The sequence below is a fragment of the Leclercia sp. LTM14 genome, from assembly GCF_023736175.1.
Taxonomy (GTDB): Bacteria; Pseudomonadota; Gammaproteobacteria; order Enterobacterales; family Enterobacteriaceae; genus Enterobacter; species Enterobacter barmai.
In genome coordinates this window covers 65,661-89,358 of record NZ_JAIKTT010000005.1, presented here as the reverse complement: position 1 = coordinate 89,358, position 23,698 = coordinate 65,661, and the positions used below count along the sequence as shown (strand labels likewise).

Below are 23,698 nucleotides of genomic sequence, written 5' to 3'. Positions count from 1 at the left end.
GGCTTGCTGGAAGGGTCTCACTATTCGGGGGAATAAGGAAGATCGGGTGTATCCAGCCAATGGGTTAAGAAATGGGACACGGCCTCGTTGCGGCAGTGTCCAATAACGGGTAAATGCGAGAGCTCGGCGATCAGTTGCGGCATCGCATTGCCCATAATCAGGCCGCGCCCTACGCTGCCCAGCATCTCGCGATCGTTCATCGCATCGCCAAACGCCATACACTCCTGCATGCTCAGCCCCAGATGCTCGCTCAGTACCGCCAGAGCGGAACCTTTGTTGCATCCGACCGGCAGCACCTCCAGGCAATCGATCGCCGAGAAGGTGAGATGCGCGCGGTTGCCCAGCGCCTCGTTGAGCTGAATGCGCAGGCGGCACAGATCGTCATGATCGCCGCAGAAACAAATTTTGGTTACCGCATGGGCCGGAATACGGCGCAGGTCGGTCAGCTGATACTGAAAGCCACTGTAGACGTGCGCTTCGAGCATCGCCGGGATGTCTTTTCCTGTCAGCCACCCGGTATCGTTAAAAACATGGATACTGGCCTGGGTATCCCAGGTGCTGTGCAGCACTTGTTCAGCCACATCCGGAGCGAGATCCTGACGATAAAGCACATCACCCTCCACGGAGTGAATACGCGTTCCGTTGCCGGTAATCAAAAAGGCGTCGAGGGAGAGCGCGCCCATTAAATGGCGCATCTCCAGCACATGTCGGCCCGTGGCGAAGGTGAGCGTAACGTCACGTTCGTGCAGACGCTTAAGGACGCTCAGCGTTTTGTCACCTAAACGGTGATCCGGCATTAATAAGGTGCCGTCCATATCAAATGCAGCCAGCCGCGCCATGGGAACTCCGAAAATGTGAAGGGGATTAACTTGTGCATCAGTATTGCCTGTTATATACGGAAGTAATACTGAATAGATGGAAATTATTGTTCCGGGTTTACGATGCGCCAGCTTAATCGACTTAATCAGTTCCAGCGCCTGTGGCAGCCCTCTGCCGGTGCGCCTCAGCAGGTGAGCGTGGCCGAACTGGCCAGCCGCTGTTTTTGCAGTGAACGGCATGTGCGCACGCTGCTGCGACAGGCGCAGGAGGCTGGCTGGCTGAGCTGGCACGCGCAATCCGGACGCGGAAAACGCGGCGAGCTGCGATTCCACGTCACGCCGGAGTCATTACGTAACGCGATGATGGAAGAGGCGCTGAAGAGCGGACAGCAGCACAACGCGCTCGCGCTGGCCCAGCTGGCCCCCCAGGCTCTGCGTGCCCTGCTGCATCCTTTTTTGGGCGGACAGTGGCAGAACGATACCCCGACGCTGCGTATTCCATATTATCGCCCGCTCGATCCGCTCCGGCCGGGCTTTTTACCGGGCCGCGCTGAACAGCATCTGGTGGGGCAGATCTTTTCCGGTCTGACGCGCTTCAACGACACCCGCAGCGAGCCTGCGGGCGATCTGGCGCATCACTGGGAGATCGCATCTGACGGATTACGCTGGCACTTCTACCTCCGCTCAACCCTGCACTGGCATAACGGCGATAAAATCGAGGCCGCCCAGCTCCAGAGCCAGCTGGCGAAGCTGCTGACCCTTCCCGCCCTGCGCAAACTGTTTAACAGCGTGAAGCAGATAGAGGTCACGCATCCCCAGTGCCTGACCATTGTGTTACATCACCCCGACTACTGGCTGGCGCACCGTCTGGCAAGCTATTGCAGCCATCTTGCCCATCCTGAACAGCCTTTAATCGGCAGCGGACCGTTTCGCCTGGCGATCTTCGATCCCGACCTTGTCCGGCTGGAGAGCCACGAGCAGTATCATCTCGGCCATCCGCTGCTGAAAGCGATCGAATTCTGGATCACCCCTCAGCTTTTTGACCAGGATTTAGGCACCAGCTGTCGTCATCCGGTGCAGATCGCCATTGGCGAGCCGGAGGAGCTTGCCAGCCTGCGGCTGGTCAGTAACAGTATTAGCCTCGGTTTTTGCTACCTCACCCTGAAGCAGAGTGACCGACTAAGCGAAGCGCAGGCCCGCAGGGTGATTGATATTATTCATCACACATCGCTTCTGCATACCCTGCCGCTGGACGAGAATCTCATCACCCCGACCCAGGAGTTACTGCCTGGCTGGTCGATCCCCCAGTGGACCCGGGAACAGGAAACCGTTCTGCCGAAGACGCTTACCCTGCTTTATCACCTGCCGGTGGAACTGCATACCATGGCGGAGCAGCTTAAACGCTATCTGGCCCAGGAAGGGTGCGAGCTCAGGGTGATTTTTCACGACGCGAAAACCTGGGATGGCTGCACCGCGCTCGCGGACGCCGATATCATGATGGGGGACAGATTAATTGGCGAGGCGCCAGAGTACACCCTTGAGCAGTGGTTGCGCTGCGACACGCTGTGGTCCTGGTTGCTCAGCGCGCCGCAGTTTGCCCACCTGATGGCGACTCTGGATGCGGTGCAGACGCAGCCAGACGCCTCTGCCCGCCATCTGGCGCTGAAGGAGGTTTATTCCCGCCTGATGGAGCAGGCCGTGCTGACCCCGCTGTTCAACTATCAGTACCAGATCAGCGCCCCGCCGGGGGTAAACGGTATCCGGCTCAATCCGCGCGGCTGGTTTGATTTTACCGAGGCCTGGCTACCCGCACCGAAAACGTGAAGAAGCTGGTCGCCACCACGGGCAGACGTTACCATATGTCTTTAATCTTCAACGTTGGGAAGTCTTATGAAACGTGCTGTTGTCGTGTTCAGTGGAGGCCAGGATTCCACCACCTGTCTGGTGCAGGCTCTGCAGCAATATGATGAAGTCCATTGTGTCACCTTTGACTATGGCCAGCGCCATAGCGAAGAGATCGAGGTGGCGCAGAAACTGGCCGTTAAGCTCGGCGCGCGGGCGCATAAAGTTCTTGATGTTACCCTGCTTAACGAACTGGCGGTGAGCAGTCTTACCCGCGACAGTATCCCGGTACCCGACTATGAGCCGGACGCAGAGGGTATTCCCAATACCTTCGTGCCGGGGCGTAACATCCTGTTCCTGACCCTGACGGCAATCTACGCGTACCAGGTGAAAGCCGAAGCGGTGATCACCGGCGTGTGTGAAACTGACTTCTCGGGCTATCCTGACTGTCGCGATGAGTTTGTGAAAGCCCTCAACCACGCCGTGAACCTCGGTATGGCTAAAGATATCCGCTTTGAAACGCCGCTGATGTGGCTGGATAAAGCCGAAACCTGGGCCCTGGCCGACTACTGGGGCAAGCTGGATCTGGTGCGTAACGAAACCCTGACCTGCTACAACGGTATCAAAGGCGATGGCTGTGGACAGTGTGCGGCGTGTAACCTGCGCGCCAACGGCCTGAATCACTATCTGGCGGATAAAGCCGGGGTGATGGCGGCCCTGAAAAAGAAAACCGGCCTGAAATAATCTGCGCCAGTCTGCCGGGTGAAAGCGTTGCTTCGCCCGGCATCACACGGCGGGTTATTTGATTAATAGTTCCAGTTTCTCACGTAACTCCCCTTCCAGCGGCAACGCTTTCTGCGTTTTCAGATCGATGCAGACAAAGGTAATTAACGCATCTGCCACCACCTGCCCTTCCGGCTCCAGGGTTATCACCTGACTCAGCACGCCACTTTTACCGTTCAGTTGCTGCAACTGGCTGGTCACGGTCAGTAAATCGCTGAGCACTGCGGGACGGCGATAGTTGATATTGATGTTCGCCACCACAAAAGCGATGCGGTGTGCGGTCATCCACTGGAAACTGTCGCTGTTTTCCAGACCGTCCCAGCGCGCCTCTTCGAGGAACTCCAGGTAGCGGGCGTTATTCACGTGCTGGTAAACATCAAGATGGTAGCCGCGTACTTTGATTTGGGTCTGCATAGCGCAATAGCCTTCAGGGTAGTTAATTATAAGATTCAGAGGTCATAACTGGTATGACCTCTTTATCCTGGCAAATTTTTGCCACTGTGCAAGTTATTACAGCGTCAGATGCGCAAGATTACGCTCCACCAGCGCCCCACCCATACCCGGTACCTGCCTGAGATCGTCCAGCGTTTTAAACGGGCCGTACTCTTCGCGATAGCTAACAATCGCCTGCGCTTTCTTCATTCCTACGCCATTCATCACCTTTGCCAGATCTTCCGCCGATGCGGTATTGATGCTAACCCGCGTCTTATCCTTTTCCGCCACCTTAGATTGCTGAGAGGGCGTGGCTACGGGTGGCGCATCGGCCTTACTCTGCGCCATCTGCGTTTTGGCCGCCGGTGTCGCCGCCAGCGCGCTGTGGCTCATCCCCGCCGTGACGATAGCAAGCGTGACGAAAAGGGCTTTGATTCCATGTTTCATGCTGTTTTCTCCTTGTTTGTTGACAGCCCCCTCACCTTAGTCGGACCGCATTTCAGGAACAAACAGCAGATTGCAGAAATGGAAAAGGCCGCGAAAGCGGCCTTTTGGTATTGCAGTACGTTGCTTAAACTTGCGAGCAGCGCCGTAATTACTGCTGAGTCATGATATCGCCCAGCTTAATTTTGGCTTCTTTGCGCAGGTTGCTCATCAGCGCCTCGAAAGCAATTTGCGCATTGTTCTGGGTAATACCCTGAACCATCGCTTTCTTCTGTGCTTCCGGCATGGTGCCCGCTTTCACTTCGTCCAGCGCCAGAATGACCACGTTGCCCTGCATATCGTTGGCGATACCGAAGCTCGGCTTGTCTTTCGCCGGCTGGCTCAGGCCGAATGCCGCCTGGCTAATCGGATCCTGACCGGTACGGCTCAGGGTTTTCGCCTCACCAAAGCTCAGGCCAGCCGCTTTCAGCGCCTCATCACCTTTACCGGCTTTCAGGTCAGCCAGCAGCTTTTCAGCATCCAGCTTCGCCTGCTGCACGGCTTTGTTGTGTTTCACCAGCGCCGTAATCTGATCCTTCACCTCGTCCAGCGGCTTGATCGCTTCTGGCTTGTGCTCGCTCACGCGCAGTACGAAAGCGCGATCGCCGTCAACAGAGATGATATCGGAGTTGCTGCCCGGGGTGCCATTTTCGCCTACCAGACCGCCATTGAAGATGGCATCTGCTACCGGCTTGAAGTTCAGCTCTTCCGGCAGGTTGTCATGACCAAACCAACCGGTGGTCACCGCTTTCGCGCCTGCAGCCTGCTCTGCGCCCGCCAGCGATTCGTTGTCATTGCTGGCCGCGTCGCTCACTTTCTGCTGTAAGGCATAGAAGCCATCCAGCGCTTTCTCCTGCTTCACTTTCGCGGCGATCTCATCGTGGACATCCGCCAGCGGTTTGGTGGTCGCAGGGGTAACATCATCCAGACGCGCAACCAGGAAGCCAACGGAGGATTTGATGACGCCAGAAAGCTGACCTTTCTCTTTCAGACCCGCATTTTTCAGCTCGTCCGGGGTGGTCGCGTCTTCCAGCCAGCCCATATCACCGCCGTTTTTCGCAGAGATGATATCCGTGGATTTCTCTTTTGCGACGGTGGCGAAATCGGTGCCTTTGTTCAGCTCATCCAGCGCCGCTTTAGCGTCGGCTTCGGTTTTGGTCTGAATCACGCTGTAACGATTACGCTGTGGCTGAGTGAACTGATCCTGATGCTGATCGTAGTAAGACTGGATCTCGGCATCGGTGGCGTTTTCCTGCATCGCAGCCGCATCCAGCTTGATGTAGCTCACGCGGAACTGCTCCGGCGCGGTGAAGTTGTTTTTGTTCTGCTCGTAGTAGCTTTTGACCTCTTCATCGCTCGCCAGCTGTTTAGCAGCCAGAGCATTGACGTCGAAAGTGGCTTCGCGCACGACGCGCTGCTGAGAAACCAGCGTCGCCAGCTCATCCGCTTCGCCTTTGAGCATGAAGTCGGTGCCCACGACAGCGTTGATAAGCTGCTGAGTGGTGAGCTGATTGCGCAGCGCCTGAGCGTATTGATCCGGCGTCATCCCCATCTGATTAACGATGGCGGTATAACGGGAGTTATCGAATTTGCCGTTATTCTGGAAAGCAGGGGTGACGAAAATCGCTTTCTTAACCTGGTCATCGCTGATGCTCAGACCGAGTTCACGGGCATACTGATCCAGCAGCGCCTCGTCGATAAGACGGTTCAGCGTCTGCTGACGCAGGTTCTTCATATACCCTTCATTCGCCGCCAGTTCAGAGAACTGGTCGCCCAGCTGTTGTTGCATGCGGTTACGTTCACCGGCAAATGCATTCTCAAACTGCCCACGGCTGATTTCCTGGTCGTTCACTTTTGCGGCGTAGTTTGCACTACCGCCAATCAGGTATCCGCTCACGCCGGTCAAAATGAACGACACGATAATGATACCGAAAATAATCTTGAGCACGAGACTGTTAGCAGCCGTGCGTAAGCTGTCCATCATGGTGTAACCACACTCCGCTGTAGGTGACTGGTGACCTGACGCTGGCGGGAATCCTGACCGCAGCGCGTAAAGGCGTATTGTGACAAGAAACCGGGGCTATTGTCAGCCCACAACTCGCATAAACTCACATAAATCAGGTCTGGACAAACAAAAAAGGCACATCAAATGATGCGCCCTTGTACTTTTCAACTTCCCTGAAGTAAGAAAGCGATCAGTTTACCGCGTCTTTCAGCGCTTTGCCGGCACGGAAGCCCGGAACTTTAGCAGCAGCGATGGTGATCTCTTTACCGGTCTGAGGGTTGCGGCCAGTACGGGCAGCACGCTCTTTAACAGCAAAAGTACCAAAACCTACCAGCGCTACGTCGTCCCCAGCCTGCAGAGATTCGGTAACAGAAGCAATCAAAGCATCTAACGCACGTCCAGCCGCAGCTTTGGAGATATCAGCACCCGCAGCAATTTTGTCAATCAGTTGAGATTTATTCACTCTTCTCTTCCTCTCTTTATAATTTATATCGCGTCTGAATCCTTCACAACGCGACCGCGCAGCAGTTATATCAGGCCTGCCATGACCTTACAACACCCGTTGTTGATGGCTGGCCCAATCAGCAATCTAAATTAGCTATACAAAAAAAGGCTGGCAAGCCCGAAATAGCTCACCAGCCTTGTTTTTATTGACGCTCTTTGCGCGAGGTCACTATTTTGCGGTCACAACCTGCATTCCTGAAGGCTCATTCTGCAGTGCAAGTGTCAGAACTTCCTCAATACGTTTCACCGGATGGATCTCCAGATCGGCGATAACGTTGTCCGGAATCTCTTCCAGATCGCGCTTGTTCTCATGCGGGATGAGGACCGTTTTAATGCCACCGCGGTGGGCTGCCAGCAGTTTTTCTTTCAAGCCGCCAATCGGCAATACCTGACCACGCAGGGTGATTTCACCGGTCATGGCTACATCTGCACGCACCGGGTTACCGGTCAGGCAAGACACCAGGGCGGTACACATCGCAATACCCGCGCTTGGGCCATCTTTCGGCGTCGCCCCTTCTGGCACGTGAACGTGAATGTCGCGTTTTTCGTAAAAGTCCGGATTAATACCCAGTTTTTCCGCACGCGCGCGCACCACGGTCAGCGCAGCCTGAATGGACTCCTGCATCACTTCACCCAGCGAGCCGGTGTAGGTCAGCTTGCCTTTACCCGGTACGCAGGCGGTTTCAATGGTCAGCAGATCGCCGCCCACTTCCGTCCACGCCAGACCGGTCACCTGGCCTACGCGGTTTTCGCTGTCCGCACGACCATAGTCGTAGCGCTGAACACCGAGGTACTCGTGCAGGTTGTCGCCATTGATCACAATATGCTTCAACGTCTTGTCGAGCAGCAGCTGTTTCACCGCTTTACGACACAGCTTGGAGATTTCACGCTCCAGGCTACGCACGCCCGCTTCACGGGTGTAGTAACGAATGATGCCGATAATCGCGCTGTCATCGACGGTCAGTTCGCTCTCTTTCAGTGCGTTACGTTCAATCTGCTTCGACAGCAGGTGACGACGGGCGATGTTCAGTTTTTCGTCTTCGGTATAGCCAGAAAGACGGATCACTTCCATACGATCCAGCAGCGGTGCCGGGATGTTCATGGAGTTAGAGGTCGCCACGAACATCACATCGCTCAGATCGTAGTCCACTTCAAGGTAGTGATCGCTGAACGCCACGTTCTGCTCTGGATCCAGCACTTCAAGCAGGGCTGAAGCCGGATCGCCGCGCATATCGGACGACATTTTGTCGATCTCATCCAGCAGGAACAGCGGGTTTTTAACGCCCACTTTCGCCATTTTCTGGATCAGTTTGCCCGGCATTGAACCGATGTAGGTCCGACGGTGACCGCGGATTTCCGCTTCGTCACGCACGCCGCCCAGCGCCATACGGATATATTTACGTCCGGTGGCTTTGGCAATGGACTGCCCCAGAGAGGTTTTACCCACCCCCGGCGGCCCTACCAGGCACAGAATTGGGCCCTTGAGCTTATTAACACGGCTCTGAACCGCGAGATACTCAAGGATGCGGTCTTTCACACGTTCCAGACCGTAGTGGTCGGTATCCAGGATCTCCTGAGCCTGACGCAGATCTTTTTTGACCTTGCTGCGGGCGTTCCACGGAACCTGAACCATCCACTCGATATAGCCGCGCACGACGGTCGCTTCAGCCGACATCGGAGACATCATTTTCAGCTTCTGCAGCTCGGCTTCCGCTTTCTCTTTCGCCTCTTTCGGCATTTTTGCCGCGTCGATCTTACGCTTCAGCGCTTCGTTTTCGTCCGGCGCGTCGTCCATCTCGCCGAGCTCTTTCTGAATGGCCTTCATCTGCTCGTTCAGATAGTACTCGCGCTGAGATTTTTCCATCTGCTTTTTAACGCGGTTGCGAATGCGTTTCTCAACCTGCAGCAGATCGATTTCAGACTCCATCATCGCCATCAGATATTCCAGACGCTCGTTAACGTCGGACATCTCCAGCACGGACTGTTTGTCAGCCAGCTTCAGCGGCATGTGCGCTGCGATGGTGTCTGCCAGACGCGCAGGATCGTCGATGCTGTTCAGCGACGTCAGCACTTCTGGTGGGATTTTTTGTTCAGCTTGATGTAGCCTTCAAACTGACTGATCGCGGTGCGTACCAGCACCTCCTGCTCACGCTCATCAAGCTGAGGTGAGTCGAGGTATTCCGCTTTTGCTGCAAAGTGTTCGCCATCATCCGACAGCGTGGTAATACGCGCACGCTGCAGCCCCTCAACCAGCACCTTCACGGTGCCGTCAGGCAGCTTCAGCATTTGTAAAATAGAGGCCACGGTCCCGACGGTGAAAAGATCGTTTACACCCGGCTCATCCGTTGATGCTTCTTTCTGCGCAACCAGCATGATTTTTTTATCATGATCCATGGCGGCTTCAAGGCAACGGATAGATTTTTCCCGCCCTACAAATAAGGGTATGACCATGTGCGGATAAACCACCACATCGCGCAACGGCAATACGGGGATTTCAATGCGTTCAGAACGCTCAGGATTCATAGAGCTCTCTCTTAGTTTAGTGTCCGCCAGGTAAGCTGGTCATGAGACTGTGCTTCACATAACCATTAACATGTAATCCAGTATATGGGGATGTTTCCCACACATTCAACGCCATGTTTACGGAAAAATAAAAGGGGGGATTAAATCCCCCCTTTTTGATTAACTGCTTGTATGGTCTGGTGAATTATTCGCCAGATGCCTGCTGCGCTTCCGGCGTGCCGTAAATCAGCAGCGGCTTGGTTTGGCCGGCAATGACGGACTCATCGATAACCACTTTTTCGACCTCTTCCATTGATGGAAGGTCGTACATGGTATCGAGCAGGGCTGCTTCAACGATAGAACGCAGGCCACGCGCACCGGTTTTACGTGCCATTGCTTTCTTGGCAATCGCATCCAGTGCTTCATCACGGAACTCCAGCTCCACGCCTTCCAGATTGAACAACGCCTGGTACTGTTTGGTCAGGGCGTTTTTCGGCTCTTTCAGGATCTGAATCAGCGCATCTTCGCTCAGTTCAGTCAGCGTGGCCACAACCGGCAGACGACCGATGAACTCAGGGATCAGACCAAACTTGATCAGATCTTCTGGCTCAACCTGCATCAGCAGTTCGCCTTCTTTTGCTTTTTCAGACTTGGCTTTCACCGTAGCGCCAAAGCCAATACCCGAGCCGGTTTCAACACGGTTAGCGATGACTTTATCCAGACCGGCAAACGCGCCGCCACAGATAAACAGGATTTTGGAGGTATCAACCTGCAGGAACTCCTGCTGAGGATGCTTACGACCACCCTGTGGCGGAACAGCGGCAACCGTCCCTTCGATCAGCTTCAGCAATGCCTGCTGCACACCTTCACCGGAAACGTCACGGGTGATCGACGGGTTATCGGATTTACGCGAGATTTTATCGATCTCATCGATATACACGATACCGCGCTGTGCCTTCTGCACATCGTAATCACACTTCTGCAGCAGTTTCTGGATGATGTTTTCCACATCTTCACCCACGTAACCGGCTTCGGTCAGGGTGGTGGCATCAGCCATGGTGAAGGGAACATCCAGCAGGCGTGCCAGCGTTTCTGCCAGCAGGGTTTTACCGGAACCGGTTGGGCCGATCAGCAAAATGTTACTTTTGCCCAGCTCAACGCCGTTGCTGTTATCCCCGTTACGCAGACGTTTGTAGTGGTTGTACACCGCCACTGCCAGCACTTTTTTCGCCTGTTCCTGACCGATGACGTAGTCGTCAAGGTGATGACGGATCTCGTGCGGGGTCGGTAACGCGCTGCGCTCGCGGTGCGGTGCAACTTCTTTAATCTCTTCGCGGATGATGTCGTTACATAAGTCGACACATTCGTCGCAGATATACACGGATGGCCCGGCAATCAGTTTGCGCACTTCATGCTGGCTTTTGCCGCAAAAAGAGCAGTAAAGCAGTTTGCCCGATCCATCTTTGCGTTTATCTGTCATGAGTCAAAACCTCTTTTTAAGTTCTTTGTGCCGCACATGACGACGCAAATGCCATTCTCAGACGCAAGCTGCTCGTAAGCAAAGTGCCGCCCTACCATAGTATAGCGGCACACCCGCGTCGTGGGCATCAATTACGATGGGTCAAAATGGAGTCGACTAAGCCGTACTCAACTGCCTCTGGTGCGGACAGGAAGCGATCGCGCTCGGTATCGCGCTCGATCTGCTCAAGTGATTGACCCGTGTGGTGAGCCATAAGTTCATTCATGCGCCCTTTTACTTTCAGAATTTCACGGGCATGAATTTCAATATCTGTGGCCTGGCCCTGGTACCCGCCCAGCGGCTGGTGAATCATTACGCGCGAGTTCGGCAGGCAGAAACGCTTGCCTTTCGCCCCTGCAGTCAGCAGGAATGCGCCCATCGATGCTGCCTGGCCCATACAAATGGTGCTCACATCAGGCTTGATGAACTGCATGGTGTCGTAAATGGACATCCCGGCGGTGATCACGCCACCCGGGGAGTTGATGTACAGGTAAATGTCTTTTTCCGGGTTTTCCGCTTCCAGAAACAGCATCTGCGCTACGATCAGGTTCGCCATGTGGTCTTCCACCTGGCCGGTCATGAAGATAACGCGTTCTTTAAGCAGACGGGAGTAGATATCAAAAGAACGTTCACCGCGAGAGGTCTGTTCAATGACCATTGGCACCAGCGCCATATGGGGTGCAAAGTTATCTCGTTCGCCACTGTATGACATTTCCGTCTCCTGGATAAAAAATGAAAATACCTGCTGTACTGATTGTAACCTTGCGGACGGATTATCAGCCAGTCTCTTTAATACTACTTCCCCACTAATGGGGGCGGCTCAGCCCTATTTCAAGCATAACAATCTTTTGGTGTAACGCTAACACTGAAAAAGCGTTTTATCACGCTTCGTGATTTATAACTGTGATAAAAAAAACCCGTCGCCAGACGGCAACGGGTTTTTCGCTCAAACTTTAAACGAAGCGGGCAGAATTACGCCTGCTGGTTCATCAGTTCGTTGAAGGAAGTGGCTTTTTCGGACACTTTCGCTTTGGCCAGAACGGCTTCAACAGCCTGCTCTTCCAGTGCGACGTTACGCATGTTTTCCATCAGCTCTTTGTTGCTGCCGTAGAAAGCAACAACTTCTGACGGATCTTCGTAGGCAGAAGCCATCTCTTCGATCAGACCTTTAACGCGCTCTTCGTCAGCTTTCAGCTCGTGGGTACGAATCACTTCGCCCAGCAGCAGGCCAACAACTACGCGGCGTTTAGCCTGCTCTTCGAACAGCTCACGTGGCAGTTCCAGAGCTTGTTTCTCGTTGCCACCGAAACGCTGTGCAGCCTGACGGCGCAGAACGTCGATTTCGCTGTCGATCAGGGCAGACGGGATCTCGATTTCGTTAGCTTTAACCAGACCTTCGATCGCCTGAGACTTAACGCGGTTACGCACGGCGCCTTTCAGCTCGCGTTCCATGTTTTTACGCACTTCCGCACGCAGACCTTCAACAGAACCATCTTCAACACCGAAACGTTTGATGAAATCTGCAGTCAGTTCTGGCAGTTCGCGGTCTTCAACTTTCTTCAGGGTAATCGCGAACTTAGCCGCTTTACCTTTCAGGTTTTCAGCGTGGTACTCTTCCGGGAAGGTCACGTCGATGGTGAACTCTTCGCCAGCGCTGTGGCCTTTGATACCGTCTTCAAAGCCTGGGATCATACGACCCTGGCCCATTGCCAGTACGAAGTCAGACGCTTTGCCGCCTTCGAACTCTTCACCGTCTACAGAGCCGGAGAAGTCGATGGTGACACGGTCTTCTGCATCAGCAGCGCCGTCTTTGTCTTTCCAGGTTGCCTGCTGCTTACGCAGGGTGTCCAGCATGCCGTCAACGTCAGCTTCAGTCACTTCAACGATTGGTTTTTCAACTTCAATCGCGTCCAGACCTTTCAGCTCAACTTCTGGATAAACTTCGAACTCTACGGAGTAGGTGAAGTCTTCGCCCAGTTTGTATTCGCCCGGAACATAGGTCGGGGAACCGGCTGGGTTGATTTTTTCTTTGATGATCGCGTCAACGAAGTTGCGGCTCATCAGGTCACCCAGCACGTCCTGGCGAACAGAAGCGCCATAACGCTGAGCAACGACATTCATCGGTACTTTGCCCTTGCGGAAGCCGTCAATACGGACTTTCTTCGCTACGTTGACCAGCTCGCTTTTTACAGCGTTTTCGATGCTGTCAGCAGCGATTGTAATCGTTACACGGCGGCCAAGGCCTTGAGTGGTTTCAACTGAAACTTGCATCTTGTTACCTCAAAAAAATCACAGTGCTCGGTCAACTCTGAATTTGCCTCGCAATACCGGGATGCTCTCTTGTAGCAGATTCACATTCCCTGTCGCCAGAATCATCCCGAAGACATTCATTAAGACGCGGCATTATAGCGGCATCACTTTAGTGAGTCGAGAACGGTTGGCGCATGTTGCTGCGGCTTTTTTCACAATTTAAGGCTATTTTTAGCCTTAAAATCGCGCCACCGGCTCAAAACCCGGACAAAACAAAACGGCCCGCAGGCCGCTTTGACGTATTCTTTATGCAACATACTGGAAAAGTTCCCGTTGTTGCAAACAGGATTTATTACGCGATCGTCCCGGCTCCCCGGCACGGCGGCGACGCGAAAATCGTATCCTGTAACCCCTTCCACTCTTTGATCGTATATGTGTGTAACGCCAGCGCGTGGACCGTGGTCGAGAGCTCCTCCGTCAGGGTGCCGTAAATCATACGGTGACGATTGAGAAAACGCTCGCCAGCGAAACGGTCGCTGACCAGCACCACCTTAAAGTGGCTTTCAGAGCCTGCCGGTACGTTATGACGATAGCTTTCGTCGACGACTTCAAGGAACACAGGTTCAAACGCCGCCCTTAACTTATCTTCAATCTGTTCACGTATCATCATGAAATTACTCCTCCGACAACGCTGAGATGTCACCCATCCCTTTAAATGTTAGCCGCTTTTACCGCTTGCATAACAACAAGACAACAAAAATTTAGCTTTCGTCTGATTTTCTCATTCAACCGTATGAAGTCATATAAGGGAAGCGTCGATTTGTCGCCAGAATAACGGAAAAGCGTTTCAGGTGGTCAGTTTTCAGACAAGGCGATGAATTTACATGCGTTGACCACTTCCCCTTGCCGTTGGCGATGTTATGATGGCGGCAATTTTTTTCTATATATGCTTACGATTCCTTGAGAGCCTGAACATGTTAAAAAAACTCTTTTTCCCTTTAGTCGCCCTGTTTATGCTGGCGGGCTGCGCAACTCCACCAACCACCATTGATGTTTCACCAAAAATCACTCTGCCGCAGCAGGATCCAAGCCTGATGGGCGTGACCGTGAGCATCAACGGTGCGGATCAGCGTCGCGATCAGGCGCTGGCGAAAGTCACCCGCGACAACCAGGTGGTCACCCTGACCGCTTCCCGCGACCTGCGTTTCCTGCTGCAGGAAGTGCTTGAGAAGCAGATGACCTCCCGCGGTTATATGATTGGCCCAAGCGGCGCGGTCGATCTGCAGATCATCGTGAACAACCTGTATGCAGACGTCTCTCAGGGCAACGTGCGCTATAACATCGCCACCAAAGCCGATATCGCCATCATCGCTACCGCGAAGAACGGCAATAAGATGAACAAAAACTACCGTGCAAGTTACTCCGTTGAAGGTGCCTTCCAGGCTTCCAACCAGAACATTGCTAACGCGGTTAACAGCGTGCTGACCGACACCATCGCCGACATGGCGCAGGACACCAGCATTCACGAGTTCATCAAGCAGAACGCACGTTAAGTCTGCCCGCTGACCCGACTCCCGGTCGGGTCAGTTTTAACCCATGTCCAGTCAATATTTACGCATTTTCCAGCAGCCTAAATCAGCTATCCTGCTGATCCTTGGTTTCGCCTCCGGTTTACCTCTTGCCCTGACCTCCGGCACGCTACAGGCGTGGATGACCGTCGAAAATATCGATCTTAAAACCATCGGCTTTTTCTCTCTGGTCGGCCAGGCCTATGTGTTTAAGTTCCTGTGGTCACCCATGATGGACCGCTACACGCCGCCTTTCCTCGGCAGGCGTCGTGGCTGGCTGCTGATGACCCAGGCGATGCTGCTGCTGGCGGTTGCCGCCATGGGCTTCCTTGAACCGGCGTCACAGCTTCGCTGGATGGCCGCGCTGGCGGTGGTAATCGCCTTCTGTTCCGCATCGCAGGATATCGTGTTTGATGCCTGGAAAACAGACGTGCTCTCAGCCGAAGAGCGTGGAGCCGGTGCCGCTATCAGCGTGCTCGGCTACCGTCTGGGCATGCTGGTCTCGGGCGGACTGGCTCTGTGGCTGGCAGACAGATACCTCGGCTGGCAGGGAATGTACTGGCTGATGGCCGCCCTGCTTATTCCCTGCATGATCGCCACGTTCCTTGCCCCGGAGCCGAGCGATGTGATCCCCGTTCCGCGCTCCCTGGAACAGGCTGTCGCTGAACCGCTGCGCGACTTCTTTGGCCGCAACAACGCCTGGCTCATTCTGCTGCTGATTGTGTTGTATAAACTTGGCGATGCGTTTGCGATGAGTCTGACAACGACCTTCCTGATCCGCGGCGTGGGCTTTGATGCCGGCGAGGTGGGGGTCGTGAACAAAACCCTGGGGCTGATTGCCACGATTATCGGCGCGCTGTACGGCGGCGTACTAATGCAGCGCTTAAGCCTGTTCCGCGCCCTGCTGATATTCGGCATTCTTCAGGGAGTATCCAACGCAGGTTACTGGCTGCTCTCCATCACCGATAAGCATATGCTCAGCATGGCGGCGGCGGTGTTCTTCGAAAACCTGTGTGGCGGGATGGGGACAGCCGCCTTTGTCGCACTGCTGATGACCCTGTGCAATAAATCCTTCTCTGCCACGCAGTTCGCCCTGCTCTCTGCGCTCTCTGCGGTGGGTCGGGTCTACGTCGGCCCTATCGCGGGCTGGTTTGTTGAAGCGCATGGCTGGGCGGAGTTCTATCTGTTTTCTGTGTTTGCGGCTATTCCAGGGCTGCTCCTGTTATTAATATGCCGGCGTTCGCTGGAATATACCCAGCAGACCGAACACTTTATGGAAAGGACGCTCTACCCGTCGGCCTATCGCTTCGCCTTACGCGTATTGCTGGCGGGCTGTCTGATGCTGGCGCTGTGGCTGGTTGTGCTGATTATCAATGCCACCACCGCACTCGATCTGCCTTTTGCCCTGCTGCTGCTTGATGTTGGGGCGTTGCTGGCGCTGGTCGGCATCGTGACCGGGGCACTGCTCGACTATCTGGCAATGCGAAAAACCCAGGCGGCTTAAAATAAAAAAACGTTATTTGCCGTTGTAATCACCCTGCGAAATTATAACGGCAAATAAACCTGTCCTATTAAAAAAATATTTGTTGTTTTGTGCGTCTTAGAATTCCGGAAATTATTGGAAGCTGTAATAAACACTAATTTCGTTAACCGATTCAGCAAACGAAAGATTAATTTTCCGTTTTTTGTTTGTCTTTTTATTGATAATTAATTGTTAATTATTTGTATCTTTTTCACAATGGTTATACCAATTACCCTTTTTGCCCCCCAGACAGGGCTGGATTCGTTATAAGCCGCGTGCGACGGGACTCCCATCTGGAAATGGTCATATTTTGCAACATGTGTGACTTATCCGGCAGAACCCGGTAACACGTTCCTGACACAGGCCTAATCATGTTTACAGTAATGTAACCTTCCCGTAAAATGCCCCCACACTTTAAACGCCACCAAGGTCCCCGTGGAATTGAGGTCGTTAAATGACACTTAGGAAATACAATAAAGGTTTGGGCTGGTTGTCGTTAATTGCAGGCACTGTTTTACTCAGTGGCTGTGATTCTGCGCTTCTGGACCCCAAAGGACAGATTGGACTGGAACAACGTTCCCTGATTCTGACGGCTTTCGGCCTGATGATGATCGTCGTTATTCCTGCCATTTTGATGGCTGTTGGTTTTGCGTGGAAGTACCGTGCGAGCAATAAAGATGCGAAGTATAGCCCTAACTGGTCACACTCCAATAAAGTGGAAGCTGTGGTCTGGACGGTGCCTATCCTGATCATCCTGTTCCTGGCCGTACTGACATGGAAAACCACTCACGCGCTTGAGCCGAGCAAACCGCTGGTTCACGATGAGAAACCTATCACCATCGAAGTGGTCTCCATGGACTGGAAATGGTTCTTCATCTATCCGGAACAGGGCATTGCTACCGTGAATGAAATCGCCTTCCCGGCGAACACTCCGGTAGAGTTCAAAGTCACCTCTAACTCCGTGATGAACTCCTTCTTTATCCCGCGTCTGGGCAGCCAGATTTACGCGATGGCCGGTATGCAGACTAACCTGCACCTGATCGCGAATGAAGCAGGCACCTATGACGGTATCTCCGCCAGCTACAGTGGCCCGGGCTTCTCAGGTATGAAGTTCAAAGCCATTGCCACGCCTGACCGTGCCGCTTTCGACCAGTGGGTTGCTAAAGCGAAACAGTCCCCGAACACCATGTCTGACATGGCCGCGTTCGACAAAGTGGCAACGCCTAGCGAATACAACAAAGTGGAGTACTTCTCTAACGTGAAACCGAATTTGTTCAAAGATGTTATTGGCAAATTTATGGGACATGGCATGAGCATGGACGTGACCCAGCCTGAAGGCGAGCACAGCGCGCACGAAGGTATGGAAGGCATGGACATGAGCCACGCGGAAACCGCTCACTAAGGGGCCGAGGAAGAAAATGTTCGGAAAATTGACACTGGATTCAGTGCCGTACCATGAACCCATTATCATGGTTACGATTGCTGCAATTATCATTGGTGGCGCGGCCTTAGTTGGCCTGATCACTTACTTCGGTAAGTGGAGCTACCTGTGGAATGAGTGGCTGACTTCGGTCGACCACAAAAAACTCGGTATCATGTACTGCATCGTCGGTATCGTCATGTTAATTCGTGGCTTTGCGGATGCGATCATGATGCGTAGCCAGCAGGCGCTTGCCTCCGCTGGCGAAGCAGGCTTCCTGCCGCCGCACCACTACGACCAGATCTTTACCGCGCACGGCGTGATTATGATCTTCTTCGTAGCGATGCCGCTGGTTATCGGTCTGATGAACGTTGTTGTGCCGCTGCAGATCGGCGCGCGTGACGTTGCGTTCCCGTTCCTGAACAACCTGAGCTTCTGGTTCACGGTTGTCGGTGTGATTCTGGTTAACCTGTCTCTGGGCGTCGGTGAGTTCGCACAGACCGGTTGGCTGGCCTATCCGCCGCTTTCTGGAATTGAATACAGTCCTGGCGTAGGTGTTGATTACTGGATTTGGGCGCTGCAGCTCTCCGGTGTCGGTACTACCCTGACCGGTATTAACTTCTTCGTGACCATTATCAAGATGCGTGCCCCTGGCATGACCATGTTCAAGATGCCGGTATTTACCTGGGCATCTCTGTGCGCCAACATCCTGATTATCGCGTCATTCCCAATTCTGACCGTCACCATCGCGCTGCTGACCCTGGATCGTTACCTGGGCACCCATTTCTTCACGAATGATATGGGTGGCAACATGATGATGTACATCAACCTGATTTGGGCATGGGGTCACCCGGAAGTGTACATCCTGGTTCTGCCGGTCTTCGGCGTGTTCTCCGAAATCGCAGCAACCTTCTCGCGTAAACGTCTGTTTGGTTACACCTCGCTGGTGTGGGCAACCGTGTGTATTACCGTCCTGTCGTTCATCGTTTGGCTGCACCACTTCTTCACCATGGGTGCGGGCGCGAACGTAAACGCCTTCTTCGGTATCACCACCATGATTATCGCAATCCCGACCGGGGTTAAGATCTTCAACTGGCTGTTCACCATGTACCAGGGCCGTATTGTGTTCCACTCAGCAATGCTGTGGACCATCGGCTTCATCGTGACCTTCTCCGTAGGCGGGATGACCGGCGTACTGTTGGCTGTTCCAGGTGCTGACTTCGTTCTGCACAACAGCCTGTTCCTGATTGCGCACTTCCATAACGTTATCATCGGCGGCGTCGTCTTCGGCTGCTTCGCTGGCGTAACCTACTGGTGGCCAAAAGCGTTCGGCTTCACGCTGAACGAAACCTGGGGTAAACGCGCGTTCTGGTTCTGGATCATCGGCTTCTTCGTGGCATTTATGCCGCTGTACGTGCTGGGCTTCATGGGTATGACCCGTCGTCTGAGCCAGCAGATCGATCCGCAGTTCCACCCAATGCTGATGATTGCAGCGGGCGGCGCCGTTCTGATTGCCTGTGGTATCGCGTCTCAGCTGATTCAGTTCTACGTCTCTATTCGCGACCGCGATCAGAACCGTGACCTGACCGGTGACCCATGGGGTGGCCGTACGCTGGAGTGGGCAACTTCTTCTCCACCGCCGTTCTATAACTTTGCCGTTGTGCCGCACATTCATGAGCGTGATGCATTCTGGGAAATGAAAGAGAAAGGCGAAGCGTACAAGCAGCCTGCGCATTACGAAGAGATCCACATGCCGAAAAACAGCGGTGCGGGCATTGTTATCGCCGCCTTCGCTACGGTATTTGGTTTCGCAATGATCTGGCACATCTGGTGGCTTGCGATCGTCGGTTTTGCTGGCATCGTAATCAGCTGGATTGTGAAGAGCTTTGATGAGGACGTGGACTACTACGTACCAGTCCGTGAAGTTGAAATTCTGGAAAAACAGCATTTCGACGAGATTGCTAAAGCGGGGCTGAAAAATGGCAACTGATACTTTAACCCACGCGACCGCCCATGCGCATGATCACGGGCACCACGATACAGGGCCGATGAAAGTCTTCGGCTTCTGGATCTACCTGATGAGCGACTGCATCCTGTTCTGCTGTCTGTTCGCGACCTATGCCGTTCTGGTGAACGGCACAGCGGGCGGCCCGACCGGCAAGGACATTTTCGAGCTGCCGTTCGTTCTGGTTGAAACCGCACTGCTGCTGTTCAGCTCCATCACCTACGGCATGGCGGCTATCGCCATGTACAAAAACAACAAGAGCCAGGTTGTTTCCTGGCTGGCGTTGACCTGGTTGTTCGGTGCTGGATTTATCGGGATGGAAATCTATGAATTCCATCACCTGATCGCAGAAGGCTTCGGCCCGGATCGCAGTGGCTTCCTGTCCGCGTTCTTCGCGCTGGTAGGCACTCACGGTCTGCACGTAACGTCCGGTCTGATCTGGATGGCGGTACTGATGTTCCAGGTATCCCGTCGCGGCCTGACCAGCACTAACCGCACCCGTATCATGTGCCTGAGCCTGTTCTGGCACTTCCTGGATGTGGTCTGGATCTGTGTGTTCTCTGTTGTGTATCTGATGGGGGCGATGTAATGAGTCATTCTAACGATCATGGCGCTTCCCACGGCAGCGTAAAAACCTACATGACAGGTTTTATCCTGTCGATCATCCTGACGGTCATCCCGTTCTGGATGGTGATGAGCGGTACTGCTTCTCACGCGGCGATCCTGGGCACTGTCCTGGTTACTGCGGTAGTGCAGATTCTGGTGCATCTGGTTTGCTTCCTGCACATGAACACCAAGTCTGATGAAGGCTGGAATATGACAGCATTCATCTTTACCGTGATTATCATCGCAATCCTGGTAGTCGGATCCATCTGGATTATGTGGAACCTCAACTACAACATGATGGTTCACTAAGAGCGGCGAGTATGTTTAAGCAATACCTGCAAGTAACAAAACCAGGCATCATCTTTGGCAACCTGATCTCGGTGATCGGAGGGTTCCTGCTGGCTTCTAAAGGCAGCATCGACTACACCCTCTTTATCTACACGCTGATTGGGGTGTCACTGGTTGTTGCGTCCGGTTGTGTATTTAACAACTACATCGACATGGATATCGACAGGAAGATGGAAAGGACCAAGAATCGGGTGCTGGTAAAAGGCCTGATGTCCCCTGCCGTCTCGCTGGTGTACGCCACCTTGCTGGGTATTGCTGGCTTTATGCTGCTGTGGTTCGGCGCCAACCCTCTGGCCTGCTGGCTGGGGGTTATGGGTTTCGTGGTGTATGTGGGCGTCTACAGCCTGTATATGAAGCGTCACTCCGTCTACGGTACGCTGATTGGTTCTCTCTCCGGCGCTGCGCCGCCGGTGATTGGCTACTGCGCGGTCACCAACGAGTTCGACAGCGGTGCGCTCATCCTGCTGGCTATCTTTAGCCTGTGGCAGATGCCGCACTCCTACGCCATTGCGATTTTCCGCTTCAAGGATTATCAGGCAGCGAACATTCCGGTTCTGCCGGTGGTGAAAGGCATCTCAGTCGCCAAGAACCATATCACGCTCTACATCATTGCGTTTGCGGTTGCTACCCTGATGCTGTCGCTGGGCGGTTACGCTGGATATAAATATCTGGTGGTTGCTGCCGCGGTGAGCGTCTGGTGGCTCGGTATGGCGCTGCGGGGTTATAAAGTGGAAGACGATAAAGTCTGGGCGCGCAAACTGTTTGTGTTCTCGATTGTCGCTATCACTTCCCTCTCGGTAATGATGTCCGTCGATTTTATGGTGCCTGACTCTGGTAATCTGCTGACTTACGTCTGGTAACATCGTCAGACTGAGTGGCTCAACAGCCCGCCACCTTATGGTCGCGGGCTGTTTTTTTTATTTTATATTGAAAATAAATTAATATCCCACCAAAAATAACCATTAAATATTAATCAAGTTAAAAAAAGAGCATGTAAACCACTTAATGTAAATTTCCCTGTCTTGTTTGTATTTCAGAATGGTAACCTTGGGCCGTGAGTAATTTTCTCACTTACCCATTTTCATTTAATAAGGAAATATGAATGAAAGAATTATCAATGAATGAAATGCATTATATCTCCGGTGGTTTTAATCTGATCGGCGCCGCAAGCGGTTTCCTGAATTTTACCGTTAACTCCGGCTTTGGCTTTGGCTCCTTCGCCCTGACTTCAGGCGAGGCTTTTGCTAACTTCGTGATTGACAGCACTGTTTCGTTTGGTAAGTTCGTCGCAGGCGAATCTAACTGGCAAACCTTCGTAGATAGCGGTTCAAATAACTGGGGCGCTTTTGTTCAAACGGCAGGTAACAGCTGGTCATCTTTCGTAAATAACGCGGCATCAGACTGGAATAGTTTCCTTGTCAGCGCTAGCGCGTAAACCGTAATAAGTTCAGGGTCGGGATAGTTCTATAATTATCCTGACCCTGCAAATGGCTTATATAATTACTGGTAGTTTTATTAATTCTCACTCATATATCCAATTTCTATTATAAAATCTCTGCTGAATAATTAGATTCCGCACTTTCACCTGCCTTAGATAGCAACCATAACGCTACTATATGTTTAATCGCACAAATCATTAACTATAGAAATAATTGTTTATCATCACTCTGTTTACCCCACACCGCTCTCAGACTACACTGGACGCGCTTTTCAGACAGAGGTGGTAATGAACGATTATAAAATGACGCCAGGCGAGCTTCGTGCCACCTGGGGTTTGGGGACGGTTTTTTCGCTGCGTATGCTCGGCATGTTTATGGTCCTGCCGGTACTGACGACATACGGCATGGCGTTACAGGGAGCAAGCGAGGCGCTGATTGGTCTTGCCATCGGTATTTACGGCCTGGCGCAGGCAATATTCCAGATCCCCTTCGGCCTGCTCTCCGATCGCGTGGGTCGCAAACCGTTAATCGTCGGCGGGCTGCTGGTCTTCGTCGCCGGTAGCGTAATAGCCGCCCTCTCCCACTCCATCTGGGGAATTATTCTCGGCCGTGCGTTGCAGGGCTCCGGCGCCATTGCCGCCGCCGTGATGGCGCTGCTCTCCGATCTGACCCGCGAACAGAACCGCACCAAGGCGATGGCCTTTATTGGCGTCAGCTTCGGCGTGACCTTTGCCATCGCGATGGTTCTGGGGCCGATCGTTACCCATGCACTTGGGCTCCATGCGTTGTTCTGGATGATCGCCGTGCTGGCGACCGTCGGTATCGCCCTGACGATCTGGGTGGTGCCGGACAGCAAAAACCATGTGCTGAACCGTGAGTCGGGGATGGTTAAAGGCTGCTTCAGCAAAGTGCTGGTTGAGCCGCGCCTGCTCAAGCTCAACTTTGGCATCATGTGTCTGCATATTCTGCTGATGTCCACCTTTGTCGCCCTGCCCGGCCAGCTCGCCGCGGCCGGTTTCCCGGCGGCCGAGCACTGGAAAATCTACCTGGTCACCATGCTCATCTCGTTTGTCTCCGTGGTGCCATTTATTATCTATGCCGAAGTGAAGCGCCGGATGAAGCGCGTCTTCATTTCCTGCGTCGCCCTGTTGTTGATTGCGGAAATCGTATTGTGGGGCTCAGGCCCGCACTTCTGGGAGCTGGTTGCCGGCGTACAACTCTTCTTCCTGGCCTTCAACCTGATGGAAGCCCTGCTGCCGTCGCTGATCAGCAAAGAGTCGCCGGCAGGCTATAAAGGCACGGCAATGGGGATCTACTCCACCAGCCAGTTTATCGGCGTGGCTATCGGCGGAGCGCTGGGCGGCTGGGTCGATGGAGTGTTTGATTCTCAGACCGTTTTCCTGGCGGGTGCGCTGCTGTCAACGCTTTGGTTACTGGTCGCCAGTACCATGAAAGAGCCGCGGTACGTCAGCAGTCTGCGGGTGGAAATTCCGCAGGACATTGAGGTGGACGATCGGTTAAAACAGCGTCTTGAAGCAAAAGAGGGTGTCAGTGAGGTATTATTGGTGCCGGAAGAGCGCAGTTTGTATGTCAAAATCGACAGTAAAATAACTAACCGCTTCGAAGTTGAGCAGGCGCTGAAAGCCTGAAAA

The 23,698-nt window shown here is 53.5% G+C and carries 20 protein-coding genes and 1 pseudogene; 11 read left to right on the top strand and 10 right to left on the bottom strand.

Annotated features, from left to right (window positions below):
• Window positions 1-20 precede the first annotated feature (20 nt).
• The gene (gene cof / locus K5I40_RS12740) at window positions 21-839 is read right to left on the bottom strand and encodes an HMP-PP phosphatase (RefSeq protein ID WP_039032387.1); all 819 of its coding nucleotides are present in this window, start codon (window positions 837-839) and stop codon (window positions 21-23) included.
• 102 nt (window positions 840-941) lie between these two features.
• Between cof and K5I40_RS12735 the strand changes: the two genes are divergently transcribed.
• Together K5I40_RS12735 and queC are read left to right on the top strand one after the other, a co-directional pair.
• On the top strand, window positions 942-2,642 hold the full coding sequence (locus K5I40_RS12735; protein ID WP_039032386.1) for an SgrR family transcriptional regulator: 1,701 nt from the start codon (window positions 942-944) through the stop codon (window positions 2,640-2,642).
• Window positions 2,643-2,708: 66 nt separating this feature from the next.
• Window positions 2,709-3,404, top strand: coding sequence for a 7-cyano-7-deazaguanine synthase QueC (gene queC, locus K5I40_RS12730; protein WP_039032385.1), 696 nt, complete (start codon window positions 2,709-2,711; stop codon window positions 3,402-3,404).
• 54 nt (window positions 3,405-3,458) lie between these two features.
• Here the strand turns inward: queC and K5I40_RS12725 are convergent, their stop codons facing one another.
• The 9 genes and pseudogenes from K5I40_RS12725 to bolA all read right to left on the bottom strand — a co-directional run bounded on the left by K5I40_RS12725 (window position 3,459) and on the right by bolA (window position 13,808).
• Window positions 3,459-3,857, bottom strand: coding sequence for a YbgC/FadM family acyl-CoA thioesterase (locus K5I40_RS12725; protein WP_039032384.1), 399 nt, complete (start codon window positions 3,855-3,857; stop codon window positions 3,459-3,461).
• Between the two features lie 96 nt (window positions 3,858-3,953).
• On the bottom strand, window positions 3,954-4,322 hold the full coding sequence (locus K5I40_RS12720; protein WP_223074663.1) for a helix-hairpin-helix domain-containing protein: 369 nt from the start codon (window positions 4,320-4,322) through the stop codon (window positions 3,954-3,956).
• 148 nt (window positions 4,323-4,470) lie between these two features.
• Entirely contained in the window at window positions 4,471-6,342 is a 1,872-nt protein-coding gene (gene ppiD, locus K5I40_RS12715; RefSeq protein WP_223074662.1) for a peptidylprolyl isomerase, read from the bottom strand.
• 211 nt (window positions 6,343-6,553) lie between these two features.
• On the bottom strand, window positions 6,554-6,826 hold the full coding sequence (gene hupB / locus K5I40_RS12710) for a nucleoid-associated protein HU-beta (RefSeq protein WP_002444653.1): 273 nt from the start codon (window positions 6,824-6,826) through the stop codon (window positions 6,554-6,556).
• Window positions 6,827-7,036: 210 nt separating this feature from the next.
• A pseudogene (gene lon / locus K5I40_RS12705) lies at window positions 7,037-9,318 on the bottom strand (endopeptidase La).
• A 256-nt stretch (window positions 9,319-9,574) separates the two neighbouring features.
• On the bottom strand, window positions 9,575-10,849 hold the full coding sequence (gene clpX, locus K5I40_RS12700; protein WP_039032380.1) for an ATP-dependent protease ATP-binding subunit ClpX: 1,275 nt from the start codon (window positions 10,847-10,849) through the stop codon (window positions 9,575-9,577).
• A 127-nt stretch (window positions 10,850-10,976) separates the two neighbouring features.
• Complete coding sequence (gene clpP / locus K5I40_RS12695) at window positions 10,977-11,600, bottom strand: ATP-dependent Clp endopeptidase proteolytic subunit ClpP (protein WP_032616835.1); 624 nt, start codon at window positions 11,598-11,600, stop codon at window positions 10,977-10,979.
• 260 nt (window positions 11,601-11,860) lie between these two features.
• Window positions 11,861-13,159 carry a trigger factor gene (gene tig, locus K5I40_RS12690; RefSeq protein WP_039032379.1) on the bottom strand — a complete coding sequence of 433 codons (1,299 nt, stop codon included), beginning with the start codon at window positions 13,157-13,159 and terminating at the stop codon, window positions 11,861-11,863.
• A gap of 331 nt (window positions 13,160-13,490) precedes the next feature.
• Window positions 13,491-13,808 carry a transcriptional regulator BolA gene (bolA, locus tag K5I40_RS12685; RefSeq protein ID WP_039032378.1) on the bottom strand — a complete coding sequence of 106 codons (318 nt, stop codon included), beginning with the start codon at window positions 13,806-13,808 and terminating at the stop codon, window positions 13,491-13,493.
• A gap of 304 nt (window positions 13,809-14,112) precedes the next feature.
• Between bolA and K5I40_RS12680 the strand changes: the two genes are divergently transcribed.
• The 9 genes from K5I40_RS12680 to K5I40_RS12640 all read left to right on the top strand — a co-directional run bounded on the left by K5I40_RS12680 (window position 14,113) and on the right by K5I40_RS12640 (window position 23,695).
• Window positions 14,113-14,691, top strand: a complete 579-nt coding sequence (locus K5I40_RS12680; protein WP_039032377.1) for a lipoprotein — start codon at window positions 14,113-14,115, stop codon at window positions 14,689-14,691.
• A gap of 43 nt (window positions 14,692-14,734) precedes the next feature.
• A complete protein-coding gene (gene ampG / locus K5I40_RS12675) occupies window positions 14,735-16,210 on the top strand; it encodes a muropeptide MFS transporter AmpG (protein WP_039032376.1) in 1,476 nt (491 codons plus the stop codon).
• Window positions 16,211-16,682: 472 nt separating this feature from the next.
• Window positions 16,683-17,630, top strand: a complete 948-nt coding sequence (gene cyoA, locus K5I40_RS12670; protein WP_039032375.1) for a cytochrome o ubiquinol oxidase subunit II — start codon at window positions 16,683-16,685, stop codon at window positions 17,628-17,630.
• 16 nt (window positions 17,631-17,646) lie between these two features.
• Window positions 17,647-19,638 (top strand): cytochrome o ubiquinol oxidase subunit I, encoded by a 1,992-nt coding sequence (cyoB, locus tag K5I40_RS12665; protein ID WP_039032374.1) that lies wholly within the window; start codon window positions 17,647-17,649, stop codon window positions 19,636-19,638.
• Window positions 19,628-20,242, top strand: coding sequence for a cytochrome o ubiquinol oxidase subunit III (locus K5I40_RS12660; protein ID WP_138370623.1), 615 nt, complete (start codon window positions 19,628-19,630; stop codon window positions 20,240-20,242). The genes cyoB and K5I40_RS12660 overlap by 11 nt, the downstream gene beginning before the upstream one ends.
• On the top strand, window positions 20,242-20,568 hold the full coding sequence (locus K5I40_RS12655; protein ID WP_032616827.1) for a cytochrome o ubiquinol oxidase subunit IV: 327 nt from the start codon (window positions 20,242-20,244) through the stop codon (window positions 20,566-20,568). Before K5I40_RS12660 ends, K5I40_RS12655 begins: the two co-directional genes overlap by 1 nt.
• Before the next feature lie 11 nt (window positions 20,569-20,579).
• Window positions 20,580-21,467 (top strand): heme o synthase, encoded by an 888-nt coding sequence (gene cyoE / locus K5I40_RS12650; protein ID WP_039032372.1) that lies wholly within the window; start codon window positions 20,580-20,582, stop codon window positions 21,465-21,467.
• 242 nt (window positions 21,468-21,709) lie between these two features.
• Entirely contained in the window at window positions 21,710-22,042 is a 333-nt protein-coding gene (locus K5I40_RS12645) for a hypothetical protein (RefSeq protein WP_039032371.1), read from the top strand.
• A gap of 291 nt (window positions 22,043-22,333) precedes the next feature.
• Window positions 22,334-23,695: an MFS transporter gene (locus K5I40_RS12640; protein WP_139564432.1), complete on the top strand. Its 1,362-nt coding sequence runs from the start codon at window positions 22,334-22,336 to the stop codon at window positions 23,693-23,695.
• Window positions 23,696-23,698: the final 3 nt, after the last annotated feature.